The organism is Clostridium sp. 7_2_43FAA, assembly GCF_000158375.2.
Classification (GTDB): Bacteria; Bacillota; Clostridia; order Clostridiales; family Clostridiaceae; genus Clostridium; species Clostridium tertium.
Genome location: NZ_JH815220.1, coordinates 92,565 through 110,891, shown reverse-complemented (window position 1 = coordinate 110,891; position 18,327 = coordinate 92,565). Strand labels below are relative to the sequence as shown.

Sequence of the window (18,327 nt, the reverse complement as noted above, 5' to 3'; positions counted from 1 at the left end):
GGTTACATATGGAAGCACCAATAATGAGGAGTTTACCTCAAAGTTTAGAAGCAGAACAGTCTGTAATTGGGTCCATGATAATAGATAAAAGTGCTATTGCTAAGTCTTTAGAAAAATTAAATGATGAAGACTTTTATAGAGATGGGCACAAGGTTATATTTAAGGCTATTAGAGAAATGTTCTCACAAGATATGGCTGTTGACCTTGTAACCTTATTAGAATATTTAAAATCAACAGATAACCTAGATAAGGCTGGTGGAGTTACTTATATATCAGAAATAAGTTCATCAGTAATTACGACTGCTAATTTAGAAGCCTATATAAAAATAGTAGAAGATAAATCACTATTAAGAAAGTTAATAAAATCATCTACAGCTATTATAGAAGAAAGTTACAATAAACAAGATAAAGTTGATGATGTATTAGATTTAGCTCAAAAAAAGATTTTTGATTTAGCAGAAAAACAAGGATCAAATGATTATGAACCACTTTCTACAGTTTTGGAAAGAGGATTTATAGAAATTGAAAGATTATTTAATAATAAGGGGTCAATAACTGGTGTTGGTTCAGGAATAAGAGATTTAGATGCTAAGACATCAGGATTCCAAAAAGGAGATATGGTTCTTATTGCAGCTAGACCATCTATGGGAAAAACTACATTTTCATTAAATATAGCAGAAAATGCAGCATTAAGGGAAGGAAAAAGTGTAGTTATATTTTCTTTAGAAATGCCTAAGGAGCAATTAGCATATAAATTGCTTTGTTCTGAAGCTAATGTTGATATGTTAAAGCTTAGAACTGGTAATTTAGATGATGATGATTGGGAAAGAATAGCTAGAGCTACGGGTCCTTTATCTAAAGCTAAAATCTATATAGATGATACGGCTGGTTTAAGTGTAATGGAAATGAGATCTAAATGTAGAAAGATAAAAATGGAACATGGAATAGATATGATTCTTATAGACTATTTACAACTAATGAGTGGTAGCGCTGGAAGTGAAAGTAGACAACAAGAAGTTTCAGAAATATCTAGATCTATAAAGGCTCTTGCAAAAGAAATGGAATGCCCTATAATTGCATTATCTCAGTTATCACGTGCCCCAGAGCAAAGAGCTGATCATAGACCAATGCTTTCGGATTTAAGAGAATCAGGGTCAATAGAGCAGGATGCTGACGTTGTTATGTTCTTATATAGAGATGAGTATTATAATAAGGAAACAGAAGAAAAGAACATAGGTGAATGTATTATAGCAAAACAAAGAAATGGCCCAGTGGGAACTGTTAAAATGGCTTGGATAGGATCACAAAGTAAATTTGCCAATTTAGAGCTAGTTTATAAAGAATAAAATAAGGCTATGCTTATGCATAGCTTTATTTTTAAATTTAATTTTGAGTTTTAGGAATTTTAAAGTAAATTAAATTAGCACAGGCAATATTTTCAGTATTGTTTATATCTACATTTTTTAAATAAAATGATCTTTTAAAATTTACTTTATTATTGTATTTATTTTTTAAGGAGAGATTTAAAATAAGAAAGTTGTTTATATACTTTATTAAAATTTCTTCCTTAGTTAAACCTCTAAGTAAAATATAAATGTCGTAGAACTTGTCTCTATTTACTACTTTAATAATAGGTTTTATATTTTCTTTTGAAGGATTAAACTCTAATAAATTATTTATTTTATTTTCTCTATCTGTGAGCAATAAATTATTTGTCATAACTATCCCTCCTTTATAGCTAGTTTATGTTTAAAATATAAAGCTATCCTATGAGTATAATGGTGAAACTTATAAATAATAATTAATTAAGAAATTTATTTACAATGAATTAAAGAGAAGGTGAAAGTAATGAATAAAAAGATAGGATTTATAGGTTGTGGAAATATGGGAAAAGCAATGCTTAATGGACTTATAAGTTCAAATTATATAAATATTGATAATATTATGGTATCAACAAGAAGTGAAGAATCAAAGAGTAATATAATAGATGAGTTTAAGGTAAAATGTACATTAGATAATATAGAGGTAGCAAAGTTTTCTGATATATTATTTTTGGCTATAAAGCCTAATATGTATAAAAAGGTTATTAACGAAATAAAAGGAAATTTAAAAAAGGATATTATAATAGTATCTATAGCTGCAGGAATAAATCTATCTGACTTAGAAGAATGGTTAGATAAAGATTATAAAATAGTAAAAACTATGCCAAATACACCAGCTTTAGTTGGTGAGGGAATGTCAGCTATTTGTCCTAATTTAAATGTAAATAAAGAAGAATTAAGACTTATATGCAATATTTTTAAAAATTTTGGTAAATATGAAATATTAGAAGAAAAGTATTTTGATGGATTTATTGCATTATGTGGATCATCTCCAGCTTATGTATTTATGTTTATAGAAGCTATGGCAGATGCTGCTGTAAAACTTGGAATACCAAGAAATAAGGCATATAAAATGGCGGAGCAAAGTATATTGGGATCGGCAAAATTGGCTTTAGATACAGGTAAGCATCCAGCTGAATTAAAGGATATGGTTTGTTCTCCAGGAGGAACAACTATAGAAGCTGTAACAGAGTTAGAAAGTAATGGATTTAGAAATGCAGTAATAAAGGCAATGGAAAAGTGTGCCGAAAAATCTAAAAATATGAAATAACAAGAGGAGATTTATTAAATCTCCTCTTGTTATTTTTAATTATAAAAATACTAAATTTATATAGTAAATAATAAAATATTATATTCTAGCAATCCCACTTTTAATTGCAGCTTTTCTAACTGCTTCAGCAACTGCTTTTTGAACATTTAAATCAAATGCCTTAGGTAATATAAAATCAAAATTCAGATCATTCTTATCTACAGAATTAGCAATAGCATATGCAGCTGAAATTTTCATTTCCTCATTAATATCGGAGGCTCTTACATCCAAAGCACCTCTAAAAATCCCAGGAAAGGCTAATACATTATTAACTTGATTTGGAAAGTCTGATCTTCCTGTACCTATTATTTTTACCCCAGCTTCCTTTGCATCATCTGGGAATATTTCTGGAATAGGATTTGCCATAGCGAAAATTATTGAGTCTGAATTCATGCTATTAGCAATTTCTTGTGTGATTAAGTTAGGAGCAGAAACCCCTATAAATACATCAGCACCAATTAAGGCATCTTTTAAATTGCCACTTATGTTATCTTTGTTAGTAATTAGGGCTAATTCTTTCATTGAATCATTTAAATTTGGATTATAAGAGCTAATTATTCCTGACTTATCGCATACTATTATATTTTTTGCGCCAAAGGAAACTAATAACTTGCATATAGCAGTTCCAGCAGAGCCAGCACCATTTATAACAATTTTTATATTTTTAATATCTTTATTAACTAATTTTAATGAATTTATTAAGCCTGCTAATACAACTATAGCTGTACCATGTTGATCATCATGAAAAACAGGTATATCTAATTTTTCTTTAAGTCTTTTTTCTATTTCAAAACATCTAGGAGCAGATATATCTTCTAAATTTATTCCTCCTAGGCCTTTAGATATCCTTATAATTGTTTCAACTATTTCATCAACATCTTTAGTATCTAAAACTAATGGAAAGGCATCTACATTTCCAAATTCTTTAAACAATATAGATTTACCCTCCATGACAGGAAGAGATGCTAAAGGACCAATGTCACCTAATCCAAGCACAGCTGTTCCATCAGATATTACTGCAACAGTATTCCATTTTCTTGTATAGATATAGGCATCATTAGGATCTTTATGTATTTTTCTACATGGTTCAGCTACTCCAGGAGTATATGCTAAACTTAAATCATTTTCATTAGATATTTTAAATCTTGATGTTATTTCAATTTTACCTCTCAAGTTTTCATGATATTTTAGGGATTTCTCATAAATATTCATATTAATACTCCTTTTTATAGAATAAATTATTTATTTTAATCAAAAATATAAGTAATTACTATCTTCATTATACGAATTATATTAAATTAATGCAAAAAAATATTCGCAAATTAGTTGAAAGTTCATTTATGCTTTGATAATATGTTATGTGGAGATTAATATTAATTAATTTTATTAATGAAGGACTCATAGGTCCTTTAACAAGGAGGCAATGTAAATGTCAGCATTTGTTGTTCTAGGAGCTCAATGGGGAGATGAAGGAAAAGGAAAGATGACGGATTACCTTGCAGAAGAAGCAGAGGTAATAGTTAGATTCCAAGGAGGAAATAATGCGGGTCATACAGTTGAAGTTGGAGATAAGCAATATAAACTTCATTTAATCCCATCAGGAATATTATATGATAATAAATTAAATATTATAGGAAATGGTGTTGTTGTAGATCCTAAGGCTTTATTTACAGAGATAGATTACCTAGAAGGTGAGGGTGTTAAAGTTACACCAGAAAAACTTATAGTAAGTGATAGAGCGCATGTTATAATGCCATATCATAAGATTTTAGATAAACTAAAGGAAAAAGCTAGAGGGAAAAATGACATAGGTACAACAGGAAAAGGAATAGGACCTTGTTATACAGATAAGTTTGAAAGATCTGGAATAAGAGTATGTGATCTTATAAAGGAAAATATATTTAAAGAAAAATTAAAGGAAAATATAGATTCTAAAAATAAATATATAGTAAATGTCTTAGGTGGAGAAGAATTAAATTATAATGAGATACTTTCAGAATATCTAGAACTTGCAGAAAGATTAAAACCATATGTACAAGATACTTCAGTAAGGTTATATGATGAAATAAAACAAGATAAAACAGTTTTATTTGAAGGCGCTCAGGGAATGCTTTTAGATATAGATTATGGAACATATCCATATGTTACATCATCAAACACTACAGCTTGCGGTGTAGCTAGTGGCTCTGGAATTGGACCAACCATGGTTACTAATGCAGTAGGAATTGCAAAGGCATATACAACAAGAGTTGGCAAGGGGCCGTTTCCAACTGAATTAGATAATGAAATCGGTGGATGGATAAGAGAAAAGGGTCATGAGTATGGAGTAACTACAGGAAGATCTAGAAGGTGTGGATGGTTAGATGCTGTCATATTAAAGACAACAGTAAGAGTATCAGGATTAACATCATTATGTGTGACTAAGATAGATACTTTAGCTGGATTAGAAAAACTTAAAATTTGTGTAGGATATAAGTTTAATGATAAAGTTATAGATTACTTCCCTGCAAGTTTAGATGATTTAGCAAAGTGCGAACCTATATATGAAGAGTTCGATAGTTGGAGTGAAGAAGTAGCAAAGGCTAGAAGTTATGATGAATTGCCTGAAAATGCTAAAAAGTATCTAACAAGAATTGAAGAACTTACAGGTACAAAGATATCAATAGTTGGTGTAGGTCCAAGAAGAGATCAAACAATAAGAGTAACAAAAGAATTATAAAATATATAGGAGAGTATTAACTTTTATAATACTCTCCTTAATTATTTATGATATTGTATAAAAAAGAATATATTTAATAAATATTGTAAATAAATTGTGGTAAAATTAATATATATGTTAATATGATTTAAATATAGGAGGTGAATTTATGGAAGAGAGGAAAATTCATTTATCAGTTTCAGAAATGTTATCGAGAGCATTTAATTTATGTAAAGATAATGTGTTAGAAATTTTAAAGGTTATTGGAATATTTATCGTTCCTACAATTGTAGTTTTATTTGGAGTAATAATAGGGATAGTTTTTTCAAGCTTAATAAATATTTCATACTCATACTCGTATTCATATTCTTATTTTGATGAAGCAATACCGTTCATAGGAATAGGAACAATATTTCTTATAATTTTAATAGCATTAATATCATCAGTATTGATGTTATATGCAAATGGAATTATAACTAAAATACTAGATGATGCTAATAAAGGAAATGAAGTAAGTTGGAGATCTGCCAATAAATATGTTTGGAAAAGAAAATGGAGTATTTTAGGATTAAATATATTAGTTTGGTTAATGACTTTTGCATTTGTGGTAGTAATAGCCTTATTAACAATGCTATTAGCTTTATTAACTGTTGGAATTGGATTAATAATATTAATTCCTTTAATAATTGCAATAATTGTTATTGTGACACCATTAACATCTTTATTTACTTCAATGCTAATAGTAAGGGATTTAACTATTACTGAAGCAATAGGGGAAACATTTATGCTATTTAAAAAGGGATATTTCTGGTCAACTATAGGGAAATTGGCAGCTATATCTGGAATAACAATAGGTATTGGATTAGTTTTAGCTATCATTCAAGTAATACCTTTAGTTGGGATAGTAATAGCTATAATAGGACAATATTCAATTCAAGCATATACAATATCTTATTTAAATATACTATCATTAGATAGAAGTAATATTGTAGAAAATTTTATAGATCCTATAATGTAAATTGAGAAAGGTTTATTTAACTAGATTATATTTAGTTAAATAGGCCTTTTATTTTATATGTATAAATGACCTTATACATAATAATATAAATAAAACTAATACTATAAAAAGAAAACATAGTAGAGGTGAGTATATGATAAATAAAGATATGACCGTATTAGAGGCTATACAAGAAAATCCTCAAGTTGAACAAATATTATTAAGCTTTGGGATAGGATGTGGAATTTTTAGTAGTAATAGTAGAATTACAATAGAAGATATGTGCATAAAAAAGGGAATAGATATAGAGAGATTAATCAATGAATTGAATTATAATAGATTCTATTAAAATGAAGTTATAAGAATCTTTAAGTATAGTTTTTTCAAAATTATATAAAAAGTGCTATAATTATAATAGTACATCAACTCTGTAGAGATACAAGGTTTTGATGTTTGGATTAGGAGGATATTATGGGGAAAAGTTATAGTAAGGAATATGAATTGCATTATTATGATGTAGATAGCAATTTAAGATGTACAATGTCAACTATAATAAATATTTTATCTGATATAGGTACAAAGCAATCAGAAGAGCTTGGTTCAGGTATGGAAAGTTTACTAGAAAATAATATGACATGGGTATTTTATAACTATCATGTAAAAGTATTTAGACATCCAATGTATGGAGAAAAATTATCAGTGAAAACTGAAGCAGTAGGGTTTAAGAAATTTTATGCTTTGAGGAATTATGAAATTAAAGATAGTAGTGGAAATATAGTTGTATCTGCTAATGCTATATTTTTATTAGTTAACTTAGAAAAAAGAAGAATGATGAGAATACCACAGGAACAATATAATGTTTATGGTGTGGATGGCGATATGAAAGAGGAATTTAAGCTTCCTAGATTAGAAAAGATTGATGAACATAAGTATCAAAGAAACTTCAAGATAAGATATACAGATATAGATTTTAATAAGCATGTAAATAATACTAAATACATTGATTGGGCTGTTGAGACATTACCAGAAGATATTGTAAATAATTATGTATTAAGTGAAGTTAAGGTAACATTTGAGAAGGAATGTAAATATGGCGAAGAAGTTAAGGTATTTACAGATGTTAGAGTAGAAGAGGGAGATGAAATAGTTACTATTCACAAAATAGAAACTGTTGATGGAAAAGAATTAACGAGATTAATTGGTCGTTGGAATAAGTGCTAGATTATAAAAGGAGTAATAAGCTGATTGTTTATTACTCCTTTTTTTATATTAAGAATTAGCTATATTTTTTGAAACAAAATTTCCTGAACTCCAAGCCCAATGGAGATTAAAGCCACCACAGTCGCCATCTACATCTAGTATTTCTCCACAAAAATATAAATTTTTAACTAGCTTAGATTCAAGTGTTTTTGGATCAACCTCTTTAGTGTTTATTCCTCCAATAGTAACTTGTGCTTGATTGAATCCATTAGTATCAATACATTTAAATTTCCAATTCTTTAATAAGTTAATAAGTCTTTTTTTCTCATCCCACTGTAAGTCATAGCAAGGCTTATGTAAATTTTCTATCTTAGCTTCCTTTAATAACGTTGGAATTAATTTTTTATTTACTATTCCAATTAAAGAATTTATAACAGGTCTATGAGAAAACATTGCAAAATGACTTTCCATAAAATCTTCTATTTCAGATAATGATTGATTAGGCATCATATCTACAATAATTTCAATGTTTTTTTTCTTTAATAAAGCTTTAGATGCATGACCTGAAATTTGAAGAATTGGAGGGCCTGATATTCCGTAATCAGTAAAGAGAATTTCTCCAAATTCTTTTCTTATGGGTTCACCATCAACTAATAATGTTGCATACCCATCAAATTTTACTCCTGTTATGGATTTTAAATAAGGGTAACTCAACTTTAATTGAACTATTCCAGGAATGGTTTCAATTATTGAATGCCCAAATGATTTTGCTAAGTTATAAGCAGAACCATCAGATCCTGTTTTCACTGCTGATTTTCCTCCACAAGCTAAAATTAATTTGTTACATGTGAATAACTTATTTTCTTCGTTACTTGTGGATAACTTAAAAACATTTTTCTTGTGGATATCTTTTACTTTACAATCTGTGTATAAAGGAATACTTCGATCTTCTAAAGCTAATTTTAATATATCTACAACTGAAGATGCTTGAAGTGATTTAGGATACATTTTACCATTTTTTAATTCTACAATTGGAAGTCCTAATGATAAAAAGAAATTTTCAGTGTCATTTACACTAAAACTTGATAAAACATTTGTAAAAAAGCCAGGATTTTCGCTATGGTAGGAAAGGAAAGGAAATGAAATTGTTCTATTAGAGATGTTACAACGACCATTTCCTGTAGTTAATATTTTTTTTCCTATCCTATCAGTACCTTCGACTATGGCAACATCCAATCCAAAATCTTTAGCAGTAATAGCTGCTGATAAGCCAGAAGCACCACCACCAACTATAATTAAATCATGATGAATCATAATAAATCTCCTTAATAAATTAATAATTTTAATTTTATCATATTATAAATTTTTTGGTTAATATAATAATATTCTATATATGTAAAATTTTTTAGTAGCTCTTAAGTTTAGATATAAATTCTATTATATAAACCAGTAAATATGAGTTAATACACATTATAATATAAGTTCTTTAAAACTGTAATATTAAAAAAATATATATAATATAAATTTATAAATATGGAATAATAAAATAAGTAAAGAGATAAATAAATAAGGAATAAATGAAATACGGTTAGCTTAAATTACATGAGATATAGTAATGAGGTGAAATTATGATAGTTAAAGTAATTAATGAAGATAATGAAGATTATAATAAAGAATTTAAGTTAAGAAGAATGAACTATGATCAATGTGTAGTAAATTATCCTAACTCTAAGGGAATTAATATATTTTTAAATAAGGATTTGAGATTCATTCCAGAATCAGACGTAGATGAATTTTTAATAAATAATAAGGACTTTCTAAAAATAAAATTAAATAGGGGAATATCTGTACAATTTTATAAAATATTATTTGATAGTTTTAAGAATCAATTTAAAGAGTGTGTAGAGGAAATAAACTTATTAAAGGATAAGTACTCAGTAAATAAGAGAGGAATATGGGAAAAGGAGATAATCTGTATAATAAATAATAAGATTCCTATAAGGATAATTGCTAGTGGACAAAATTTTAGGAAAAGTAATTATAATATAAATATAGAAGAAATAAAGAAAGAAGAATTTTTAGAATTTTGTAATTTTGAAATGAATAAAATAAAAAAAGAAATAAAAGAAAATCAATCCCATTTATTAAGATATGAAAAGGTTATAAATGTAGTAAAGTTCGATAATGACGGTACTAAATTATTGACTTAAATGCGCGTATAAATAAAGTAATTTAAAAATAAAAAAAAAAGTTGTTAAAAAGTGTTGACACTATATTAAAATTTATGTATTATAGTTAATGTGCTCGCCGACAGAACAGCTCGGTTGAGAAAAGCAAAAAGAAACATGGCTCCTTGGTCAAGCGGTCAAGACACCACCCTTTCACGGTGGTAACAGGGGTTCGATTCCCCTAGGAGTCACCATTATGGAAGCATAGCTCAGCTGGGAGAGCATCTGCCTTACAAGCAGAGGGTCACAGGTTCGATCCCTGTTGTTTCCACCATAAAATTTGGCTCAGTAGCTCAGTTGGTTAGAGTGCCGGCCTGTCACGCCGGAGGTCGAGGGTTCGAGCCCCTTCTGAGTCGCCACTTTAAAGTGCGATAAAAATTAACATGCGCTGGCATGGCTCAACGGTAGAGCAGCTGACTTGTAATCAGCAGGTTGTAGGTTCGATTCCTATTGCCAGCTCCAGAAGACTTTAGAATTATCTAGAGTCTTTTTTGTTTTTTGTAAGGGTATAACGTTTCGTGAGCCTCTTTTAGACCATTGATTTTACTTGCTTAAGGATGTTTTTAAGATTAAATAGAAGTTTTATTTATTATTTATATATGCTCAAAAAGGGAAGTTCGAATTCGAACTTCCCTTTTTATAGGCTAATATCAAAATTTATTTTGATACATCTCTCTTTTTATTTTTTCTTTAAATTTAATTGAATCCTTATATCTTCAGAATAAAACTTATATAACTTAAAATTCCCTAGGAGTCTAGAAGAAATTCTTTCAGAATAATTCTTACTTATATCAGGTAAAGATAAGTTTGTAGAAATTAGCATCTTTTTCTTTCTTAATAGTTTCTTATTGAGAAAATTAAAGAATTCTGTTGCAGAGAATTCAGTAAGTTGTTCTGCGCCTAAATCATCTATTATTAATAGATCACAGTTTATTAAAAGATCTTCTAAATTATAATTATTTTCAAATCTTATTTCTCTTAAATTTTTAATAAGTTCATCTATACTTCTATAAACAACTAAATAACCTTTATCAAGGAGCTCTTTTGCCACACAGCAACTTAGGAAAGTCTTTCCGGTTCCTGAATCACCATAAAATAATATGTTGTCGTCACTTTTAGAGAAGTTTGGTATAAAATCTCTATTTACATACTCAAGAATATTTTCAATATTTTTTCTAGGTGTGTATTTATCATCGCTTATTTTATAATTAGCAAATAAAGATAAATCAAAATTATTAAAGTTATTAATTCTTAATGAATCTTGCAAATCAGAGTCCTTATAGTAAAGGTTAACTAATTTATTCTTATAGCAAATGCATTTTGTACTACCGATATATCCTTGATCTTTGCATTTAGGGCATCTATGATGAAGTGTTAAATATTCTTGATCATATCCGTTAGCCACTAGAGCCTCATATTTTTTAAATCTAAGATCAACTATTTCTTCTTTTAGATTTTTGAGCTCTAATTCATTTAAACCCTTTAAAATTGACATAGCTAAATTAAGGGATTTTTTCTGAATTAAATTATCTAATTCTAATATGTCTGGATGTTTTTGCTTTATTTCTTTACGTCTTTTTTCTAAGTTTTTTTCCTCTTCAAGTCGTATATTTTCATATATTAATGTTAGTTCTTTTTCATATCCTTTAATCATCATTATCCCATCCTAATAATTTCTTTTCTAAATCGTCATAATCATAGTCACGGCCTTTAAAGTTATTGAATCTTAATTTAGGCTTTTCATATGAATTTGACTTTTGATTGTTAAAATTCTTTTTAGAAGATGAATTTTTATAAGAAACTTCTTTTTCTTCAATTTCTTTTAATGTTCTTAAGTTATCTTTATTCCAACTGGATAATATTCCATCTATATACTTAAAATCAGCCCTGTTTAACCTTTGGAAGCAAATATCGCATGCTTTCTTTATTATTTCTAATGAAAAGTTATAATTTGTAGTCCATTTTTCTAACATATCTTCTTGAGGTTTCATTATATCAGTATTTCTAATTCCTAAGAATTTTAAGATTTCTCTATAGGTACCCCATTTATCCTCTGTTTTTCTTATATAATTTTGAGCATCATCAATTGTTTTTATGCTCATCTCATGCCAAGCCAAGGCAACCTTTTCTATATATCTATGATTTGTTTTTCCCTTAGAAGCACAGTACTCTATAAGTAGTAGTATAAGCTCTGAAGAAAAATTAAAGTCCCTTTTCCAGCTTATATAAGTTGTGAACTCGCTAGGGGATAGTGGTCTGCCTAATAATTTTTCTATATCTTTTAGCATACCATTGTTAGATTCATCTGAAAGCTCAGCTAATATATTAATTTCGTTCTTATTAACAGTGTTTTCAGATGAAAGATCTATAAATTCTATATCAAAGTTTCCCATTTTGTCTATTGGAACTAGTTTAATTACTCCTTCTTCATTCCAGTAGTTAAGGGCATTTATTATATCAGACTCTAATAAATTCAATGATGTAGCTAAAATTGATGCATTAACACCAATTTCGCCTGTAAAATTATATTTAAGCATAAGAAGATATACTTTAATAAATTCCCCTCTAGCTTTAGGCATATATTTTTCAATAAATGCATTGCTGACAGGAGTAAATTTTAAAGGCTTTGATTTAAGCATAAAAGTGCTCATATTTACATCCACCTTTCTAAGATTAATTGTATAATAAGTTAATTATAGCAAAGTGCTGAAGTAGGCTCAACTAAACTACGGAATATATAAAAAGAATATTATTTCTAAATATGGGAAAACTAATAGATGTGTTGCTTAACATTATTAATCTGAAAGGAGATTTTATGGATATCAAAGGAGACACGAGAATAATAACTAGATATGTTGTATTACTGGTATTTAGTATTATTCTAGTTATAAATATTAATTCTATTAAAGTTAGTGCAAATACAAATGAGGCATTAAATAATATTGACTTAAATAGTTCAAGATATTCTCTATCTGATAACGTATTTGAAAATTTATTTGTTGCATTAACAGGTAAGATAGATGGGTATGAAGTTAAATTAGACAATAAAGTAATAGGATATACTTCAATGGAAGATAATATAGCTAGCATAAAAGATTTAGTTCTGAAGAAAGTTATAGATGAAATGAATATCAATGAGGATTCAATATTATCATTTGAAATAGGTGGTAATATAGACTTACAAGAAAGTAGATTTGATGTAGGTTTATTACAGACAAATGATGAGCTAGCTAATTATATATATAAATTATCACACGAAGCGTCGAGTAAGATTAAGCTAAATGTGAAATATACTAGCGAGGAAAATATAAAGATTCAGCCTAATACAATAATAATACCAAGTGATTCAATGTACTTAGGAGAAAGTAAGGTTGAATATGGAGAGATTGGATTAAAGAAACAAGTTAAAGAAGTCACTTATGAAAATAACAAACTAATAAAAACTAAAGTTGTTAGTGAAGAAGTAATAAAGGAACAAGTTAGTAAAAAGATATATAGAGGAACAAAAAATCCCTATGACTATGGAGTTGCTTTTTTAAGTAGTCCAACTAGGGGGGGATACATGACCTCTGGATATGGAGAGAGATGGAACTCTTTTCATAAGGGAATAGATATTGCAGGTAATACAGGGGATGATGCATTAGTTGCAATGGATGGAGAGGTTATTTATGCACAATACAATGATGGCGGTTATGGAAATTTAATAATAGTTAAGCATGAAGATAATATGGTTACATATTATGGTCATTTAAGTGACTTTTATGTTAAGGTAGGAGATAAGGTTAAAAAGGGAGATATAATAGGGGCGATTGGAAGTACTGGATTTAGTACTGGACCTCATTTACATTTTGAACTTAGAGTAGATAATGAACCGGTAGATCCTACTAATTATATTGTACAATAGTTTAATATAAAAAATTATAAAATGAAAGGTGCTTAAATTAGTACCTTTCATTTTAATATAGAGTTTATATTTATTTTTCCGTCACCTTGGCAATTCTTTGGCATATCAAGTGGTTCACATGAGACTTTTAAAAGTGAAGTTACATCTTTTGGAGTTAAATTTTCATTGTTTTCATAAATTAAAGCACAAACACCAGTTACATAAGCGGCAGCTAAGGAAGTACCACTAAATGTTTTATATGAGCTATCAAGTTTTGATGGATAAAGCTTAGTACCATCTTTTTCAGAAATGTAATTAGTGTTAGAGTTTAAAGAAACTATATCAACACATGCTGCACATAAATTAGGTTTTAAATCTTTCTTTAATGATCCTATAGATGAATAAGTATAAGGCTTTACCTTGGACGTAGAGTCATATCCTGAAACTGTTATACAGTTAGGACATAAAGCAATTCCTGTAATCGACCCATCTAAATTTTTATTGCTACCACTTGGAACTATACAAGTTATGTTTTTACTATTTACTAACGAAACCATTATATCAAAACATTTTTGCAGAAATACATTATAATGTAGAAGCTCAAATGGCAAACATAACAGTTTAATATTATGTTTTTCAGACTCTTCGAAAATCATTTCCATAGAGTGAAGTATATCAGATATATAACCCTTACCACTCTTATCAAATGCTTTATAGCAATATATATTACATCCAGGAGCGACTCCGCGATACATACCATTTGATTTTTCACCATTTCCTGCAATTATTCCAGCGGTACAAGTACCGTGGCCATTATCATCATATGGATATTTTAGTCCATTTATCAAGTCAACAAACATAGATATCCTATTATATGGAGTAACTAAATCAGGATGAGGATAAACTCCAGTATCTATGATTGCAACACCTATACCATGACCAGTACTTTTAGTTTTGCTAGATAGTCTTACTTTATTTGCAGTACTAACGCTCATGCCACATAAAAATAAATATTCATCAAAGCAAATATATTCAACTTCAGGATATTCTAATAATCTTTGAATACCTCTAGTATTTAGTCTAGCGGATATTATATTGCAATGCTTTATATTGCTAATAACTTCCCCTTTATAAGATATAATCTTCTTTATAAGGTTATCCTGAAATCTTTTATATTTAATAAGTATCCTATAATTATTATAGGGCTTTGCTAACATACAACTCTTTAAATTTGTATCTAACTTTTTATTAGAAGAAAACATACTATGCTCCTAAAATTGATTACAATATATAGTATATTAAAAGTATCAATTTTGTTAATGTTATAATTTATTATATAAAAAAAGGAGAAGTATTAACCTCTCCATTTAAATATAACTATTCCTAATATCATTATAGCTATTCCAATAAACTCTTTAAGATGGAATGATATTTTTTCGGCTCCAAATAAGCCAAATGCATCTACAACTCCAGCAGAAGCTAACTGTGCAACTAGTATTACAGCAATTCCTAATGTTGCTCCCATTGCACCAATACTTCTCATAACAGTAAAAATAATTATTACACCAAGGACACCACCGAGTAAATAGAGTTTATTTACTTCCTTCACTGCTTTAAAGCTTCCTTTTCCAAAGAACATTACAATAATTAATGTTAAAGCTAATGCAGTGGCTTGAACTATGACGTTTGTTTCCCAGGTTCCAACCTTCTCTTCTAATTTAGTATTGAATACGCCTTGCAGTGTCATAGATATTCCTGATATTATTGCATATATAATTGCTAGCATATTAAATCACCTCAGGAGTAGTATTCCACTTAAAGAAGAGAAATATGAAAAAAACTCCCTATTAATTATAGAAAGTTTTTAATTATATATTAAATAAATGATTCTTTAATTTTAGATTCTGAATAACCTAAAGTAATTCCTAAGCTAATAAAATCTTCAACAAGTGTTATATAATGATCTTCAGAAGGTGATATTATTAAATCATTTAAATCTATAAATAGATTTAAGAATTGATCGCTTAAACAATAATCATTTGGTTTAATAAGGATTTCTTCGATATGATCGTAATGTCTATCTAAACCAAGATTAATTATATGAGAAAAGCAATCTAAATATCTTTCAAATAATATTGACTTATCCATTGGTTCATCTTCTGATATCCAATATTTATAACATTTAGTTTCATCAGCTAGATAGCTTAATTTTGTATGTAATTCTAGATGTTTTCTAGCCCAGATTTTATAGTCGCTTAAGTTATTATCAATAATGATTTTTTTATTTTTTTCTTTTTGCGATTCAAAAAAAGATATAATATTCATAAATATCCTCCTGCTTTTAAGGATTTACTATAATATATTTTACAAAAATATTTTATAAATGAAAAGTGTGGTAAACGAATACAAAAAAATAAATTTTTTATATATTAAGAAAATAAAAAAAGTGCTTAGAATAATTAAGCACTTTCTGATATTTAATATTTATAAATAAAGATTCTTTTTTAAAGGATAACTCTTTATTAATGTTTCTCTTTTGTTAGTAGAGAATTTCCATAACTCTATTCTATCAACTTTAAGAGTTTCACAATTAGATTTAAAGTTAACTTCACCATCAAATTTTTTCATATCCTTTGGTAGGTAATTAAGATTAGCTAAAGATATATGCATTGATGGTTCGCTATTACAATTCTGTGTATTAAATCCATGTAGTTTTAATGTATCACTCATTAATCTTGTAAGTCTCTTTATATACCCTACATCTTCTATCTTCATATTTAAAGTTTTGTTTGTTTCTGAAACTGAAACTTCAGTAGATAGCTGAACCTTAAAATTTTTATAAGGTTTAACTATTTTATCTACAACAACATCCAATTTATCTATATTAGGATTTTCTATTATCTCTAATGGAATATAAGGAGTTGGAGAATTCCTATTAGCTCTAAATTTTTTAGATAGATTTCTTTGTATAGGATTTAAGTTTTTATAAGATTCTTCATCAAATAATGCCACTAAATAATATTTCATAGCTTTAGCCTCTCATATCAAATTAGTCTATATTTTCATTTTATTTTATGTATTTTAAATGAATACAAACTTTGTTATAAATTATAACATATTAAAATAAATTAAAAAAGATAATATAAAGAAAAGTTGAAATATTATAAAGGTTAGTGAAAATGCTAATTGGAATAAAAAACTCTATTTCCTAAAATTATTTTTATGTTATAATGAGTATTGTAAGTTTTTTAAGAATGTAAATTAATAATGTAATTTAAGTAAATAAGTTTAATAATGGATAATAATTGAAATAATAGGAAAGATTAATATATATAAATTATGATAAGGGTGAAATGGATGGAAAAATTAGTTATAAATGGAGGCAAAGTCTTAAAAGGATCAGTGGATATAAATGGTGCTAAAAATTCAGCTGTAGCCATACTACCAGCAGCTATAATGGCTAGTGAAGGAAAGTGCATAATTGATAATGTACCTGATATAGAAGATGTACATTGTTTGGAAAGAATATTAACTAGTCTTGGTTGCTCAGTAAATAAGTTAGATAATAACACTTTAGAAATAGATGCTACTGATGTTAGAAGTGTAGAAGCATGCACTGATGATGTAAGAAGAATGAGAGCATCATATTACTTTATTGGAGCATTACTATCAAGGTTTAAGAAGGCTAGAGTAGAACTTCCTGGGGGATGCCCTATAGGAGTTAGACCAATAGACCAACATATAAAAGGATTTGAGGCATTAGGAGCAAAGGTTACTATAGAGCATGGTGCAGTAATTGTTGAGGCTGAGAACCTTCATGGAGCAAACATATTTTTTGATGTTGTTACAGTTGGAGCAACTATAAACGTTATGATAGCAGCGACTTTAGCAGAAGGAACAACTGTGCTTGAAAATGTTGCAAAGGAACCACATGTAGTAGATGTTGCAAATTTCTTAAACTCTATGGGAGCAGATATAAAGGGTGCTGGAACGGATGTAATTAGAGTAAAAGGTGTCGAAAAATTATCAGGATGTAATTATAGCGTTATACCAGATCAAATTGAAGCTGGTACATTTATGATAGCAGCAGCAGCAACTAAGGGTGATGTAACTATAAAGAATGTTATACCAAAGCACTTAGAATCAATTGCAGCAAAGCTTATAGAAATGGGAGCTATAGTTGAAGAAGGCGATGATAGCGTTAGAGTATACGTTGAAGGAGACCTAAAAGGAGTTAATGTAAAGACTGCTCCATATCCAGGATTTCCAACAGATGTTCAGCAGCCAATGTCAGCTCTATTAAGCATAGTGCCTGGTAAAAGTTTAATATCTGAAAGCATTTGGGAAAGTAGACATAAGCATATAGATGAATTAAAGAAAATGGGTGCAACTATAAAAGTAGAAGAAAGAACAGCAATAATAGAAGGATGTAAAAATCTAGTGGGAGCTAAGGTTATAGCTACTGATTTAAGAGCTGGAGCAGCCATGGTAATAGCAGGATTAGTTGCAGAGGGCGTAACTGAAATATTAGAAATAGAACATATAGATAGAGGATATCCGCATATTGAAAATAAGTTTACTGCATTAGGTGCAGATATAATGAGAGTAGAGGAATAATATCTGCATGGGG

The 18,327-nt window shown here is 28.4% G+C and carries 18 protein-coding genes and 4 tRNA genes; 13 read left to right on the top strand and 9 right to left on the bottom strand.

The window, feature by feature from the left end; translation table 11 throughout:
• The first annotated feature begins 8 nt into the window (after positions 1 to 8).
• A complete protein-coding gene (locus CSBG_RS00580) occupies positions 9 to 1,346 on the top strand; it encodes a replicative DNA helicase (RefSeq protein ID WP_008676131.1) in 1,338 nt (445 codons plus the stop codon).
• A 37-nt stretch (positions 1,347 to 1,383) separates the two neighbouring features.
• On the opposite strand, the gene CSBG_RS00575 is transcribed toward CSBG_RS00580, so the two are convergent.
• Positions 1,384 to 1,719 (bottom strand): hypothetical protein, encoded by a 336-nt coding sequence (locus CSBG_RS00575; RefSeq protein ID WP_008676128.1) that lies wholly within the window; start codon positions 1,717 to 1,719, stop codon positions 1,384 to 1,386.
• 129 nt (positions 1,720 to 1,848) lie between these two features.
• Between CSBG_RS00575 and proC the strand changes: the two genes are divergently transcribed.
• Positions 1,849 to 2,652 (top strand): pyrroline-5-carboxylate reductase, encoded by an 804-nt coding sequence (gene proC, locus CSBG_RS00570; RefSeq protein WP_008676126.1) that lies wholly within the window; start codon positions 1,849 to 1,851, stop codon positions 2,650 to 2,652.
• A gap of 78 nt (positions 2,653 to 2,730) precedes the next feature.
• On the opposite strand, the gene CSBG_RS00565 is transcribed toward proC, so the two are convergent.
• Positions 2,731 to 3,903: a malic enzyme-like NAD(P)-binding protein gene (locus CSBG_RS00565; RefSeq protein WP_008676124.1), complete on the bottom strand. Its 1,173-nt coding sequence runs from the start codon at positions 3,901 to 3,903 to the stop codon at positions 2,731 to 2,733.
• Between the two features lie 217 nt (positions 3,904 to 4,120).
• On the opposite strand from CSBG_RS00565, the gene CSBG_RS00560 reads away from it, so the two are divergent.
• From CSBG_RS00560 to CSBG_RS00545, 4 genes are all read left to right on the top strand, one after another.
• A complete protein-coding gene (locus CSBG_RS00560) occupies positions 4,121 to 5,410 on the top strand; it encodes an adenylosuccinate synthase (RefSeq protein WP_008676122.1) in 1,290 nt (429 codons plus the stop codon).
• A 148-nt stretch (positions 5,411 to 5,558) separates the two neighbouring features.
• Complete coding sequence (locus CSBG_RS00555) at positions 5,559 to 6,407, top strand: hypothetical protein (protein ID WP_008676120.1); 849 nt, start codon at positions 5,559 to 5,561, stop codon at positions 6,405 to 6,407.
• Between the two features lie 133 nt (positions 6,408 to 6,540).
• Entirely contained in the window at positions 6,541 to 6,735 is a 195-nt protein-coding gene (locus CSBG_RS00550) for a DUF1858 domain-containing protein (RefSeq protein WP_008676118.1), read from the top strand.
• Between the two features lie 122 nt (positions 6,736 to 6,857).
• Entirely contained in the window at positions 6,858 to 7,607 is a 750-nt protein-coding gene (locus CSBG_RS00545; protein ID WP_008676117.1) for an acyl-ACP thioesterase domain-containing protein, read from the top strand.
• A 48-nt stretch (positions 7,608 to 7,655) separates the two neighbouring features.
• Here CSBG_RS00545 and CSBG_RS00540 read toward each other — a convergent pair whose 3' ends face one another.
• Complete coding sequence (locus CSBG_RS00540) at positions 7,656 to 8,900, bottom strand: NAD(P)/FAD-dependent oxidoreductase (RefSeq protein WP_008676115.1); 1,245 nt, start codon at positions 8,898 to 8,900, stop codon at positions 7,656 to 7,658.
• A gap of 314 nt (positions 8,901 to 9,214) precedes the next feature.
• Between CSBG_RS00540 and CSBG_RS00535 the strand changes: the two genes are divergently transcribed.
• The 5 genes from CSBG_RS00535 (at position 9,215) to CSBG_RS00515 (ending at position 10,276) form a co-directional block, all read left to right on the top strand.
• Positions 9,215 to 9,796: a hypothetical protein gene (locus CSBG_RS00535; protein WP_008676113.1), complete on the top strand. Its 582-nt coding sequence runs from the start codon at positions 9,215 to 9,217 to the stop codon at positions 9,794 to 9,796.
• A gap of 137 nt (positions 9,797 to 9,933) precedes the next feature.
• Positions 9,934 to 10,008, top strand: a tRNA-Glu gene (locus CSBG_RS00530).
• A gap of 4 nt (positions 10,009 to 10,012) precedes the next feature.
• A tRNA-Val gene (locus CSBG_RS00525) sits at positions 10,013 to 10,088 on the top strand.
• A gap of 8 nt (positions 10,089 to 10,096) precedes the next feature.
• Positions 10,097 to 10,173, top strand: a tRNA-Asp gene (locus CSBG_RS00520).
• Positions 10,174 to 10,201: 28 nt separating this feature from the next.
• Positions 10,202 to 10,276, top strand: a tRNA-Thr gene (locus CSBG_RS00515).
• A gap of 217 nt (positions 10,277 to 10,493) precedes the next feature.
• Here CSBG_RS00515 and CSBG_RS00510 read toward each other — a convergent pair.
• Both CSBG_RS00510 and CSBG_RS00505 read right to left on the bottom strand, forming a co-directional pair.
• Positions 10,494 to 11,468 carry an ATP-binding protein gene (locus CSBG_RS00510; RefSeq protein ID WP_008676112.1) on the bottom strand — a complete coding sequence of 325 codons (975 nt, stop codon included), beginning with the start codon at positions 11,466 to 11,468 and terminating at the stop codon, positions 10,494 to 10,496.
• On the bottom strand, positions 11,461 to 12,465 hold the full coding sequence (locus CSBG_RS00505; RefSeq protein WP_008676111.1) for a DnaD domain protein: 1,005 nt from the start codon (positions 12,463 to 12,465) through the stop codon (positions 11,461 to 11,463). Before CSBG_RS00505 ends, CSBG_RS00510 begins: the two co-directional genes overlap by 8 nt.
• 164 nt (positions 12,466 to 12,629) lie before the next feature.
• Between CSBG_RS00505 and CSBG_RS00500 the strand changes: the two genes are divergently transcribed.
• Positions 12,630 to 13,718 (top strand): peptidoglycan DD-metalloendopeptidase family protein, encoded by a 1,089-nt coding sequence (locus CSBG_RS00500; protein WP_008676110.1) that lies wholly within the window; start codon positions 12,630 to 12,632, stop codon positions 13,716 to 13,718.
• A 47-nt stretch (positions 13,719 to 13,765) separates the two neighbouring features.
• Here the strand turns inward: CSBG_RS00500 and CSBG_RS00495 are convergent, their stop codons facing one another.
• The 4 genes from CSBG_RS00495 to CSBG_RS00480 all read right to left on the bottom strand — a co-directional run bounded on the left by CSBG_RS00495 (position 13,766) and on the right by CSBG_RS00480 (position 16,724).
• On the bottom strand, positions 13,766 to 14,959 hold the full coding sequence (locus CSBG_RS00495; RefSeq protein WP_008676109.1) for a S8 family serine peptidase: 1,194 nt from the start codon (positions 14,957 to 14,959) through the stop codon (positions 13,766 to 13,768).
• Positions 14,960 to 15,051: 92 nt separating this feature from the next.
• A complete protein-coding gene (locus CSBG_RS00490; protein WP_008676108.1) occupies positions 15,052 to 15,483 on the bottom strand; it encodes a DMT family transporter in 432 nt (143 codons plus the stop codon).
• 89 nt (positions 15,484 to 15,572) lie between these two features.
• Positions 15,573 to 16,022 (bottom strand): dUTP diphosphatase, encoded by a 450-nt coding sequence (locus CSBG_RS00485; RefSeq protein WP_008676107.1) that lies wholly within the window; start codon positions 16,020 to 16,022, stop codon positions 15,573 to 15,575.
• Between the two features lie 159 nt (positions 16,023 to 16,181).
• Complete coding sequence (locus CSBG_RS00480) at positions 16,182 to 16,724, bottom strand: hypothetical protein (protein WP_008676106.1); 543 nt, start codon at positions 16,722 to 16,724, stop codon at positions 16,182 to 16,184.
• A 330-nt stretch (positions 16,725 to 17,054) separates the two neighbouring features.
• Here CSBG_RS00480 and CSBG_RS00475 point away from each other — a divergent pair, with 330 nt between their 5' ends.
• Positions 17,055 to 18,314: a UDP-N-acetylglucosamine 1-carboxyvinyltransferase gene (locus CSBG_RS00475; RefSeq protein WP_008676105.1), complete on the top strand. Its 1,260-nt coding sequence runs from the start codon at positions 17,055 to 17,057 to the stop codon at positions 18,312 to 18,314.
• Positions 18,315 to 18,327 lie beyond the last annotated feature (13 nt).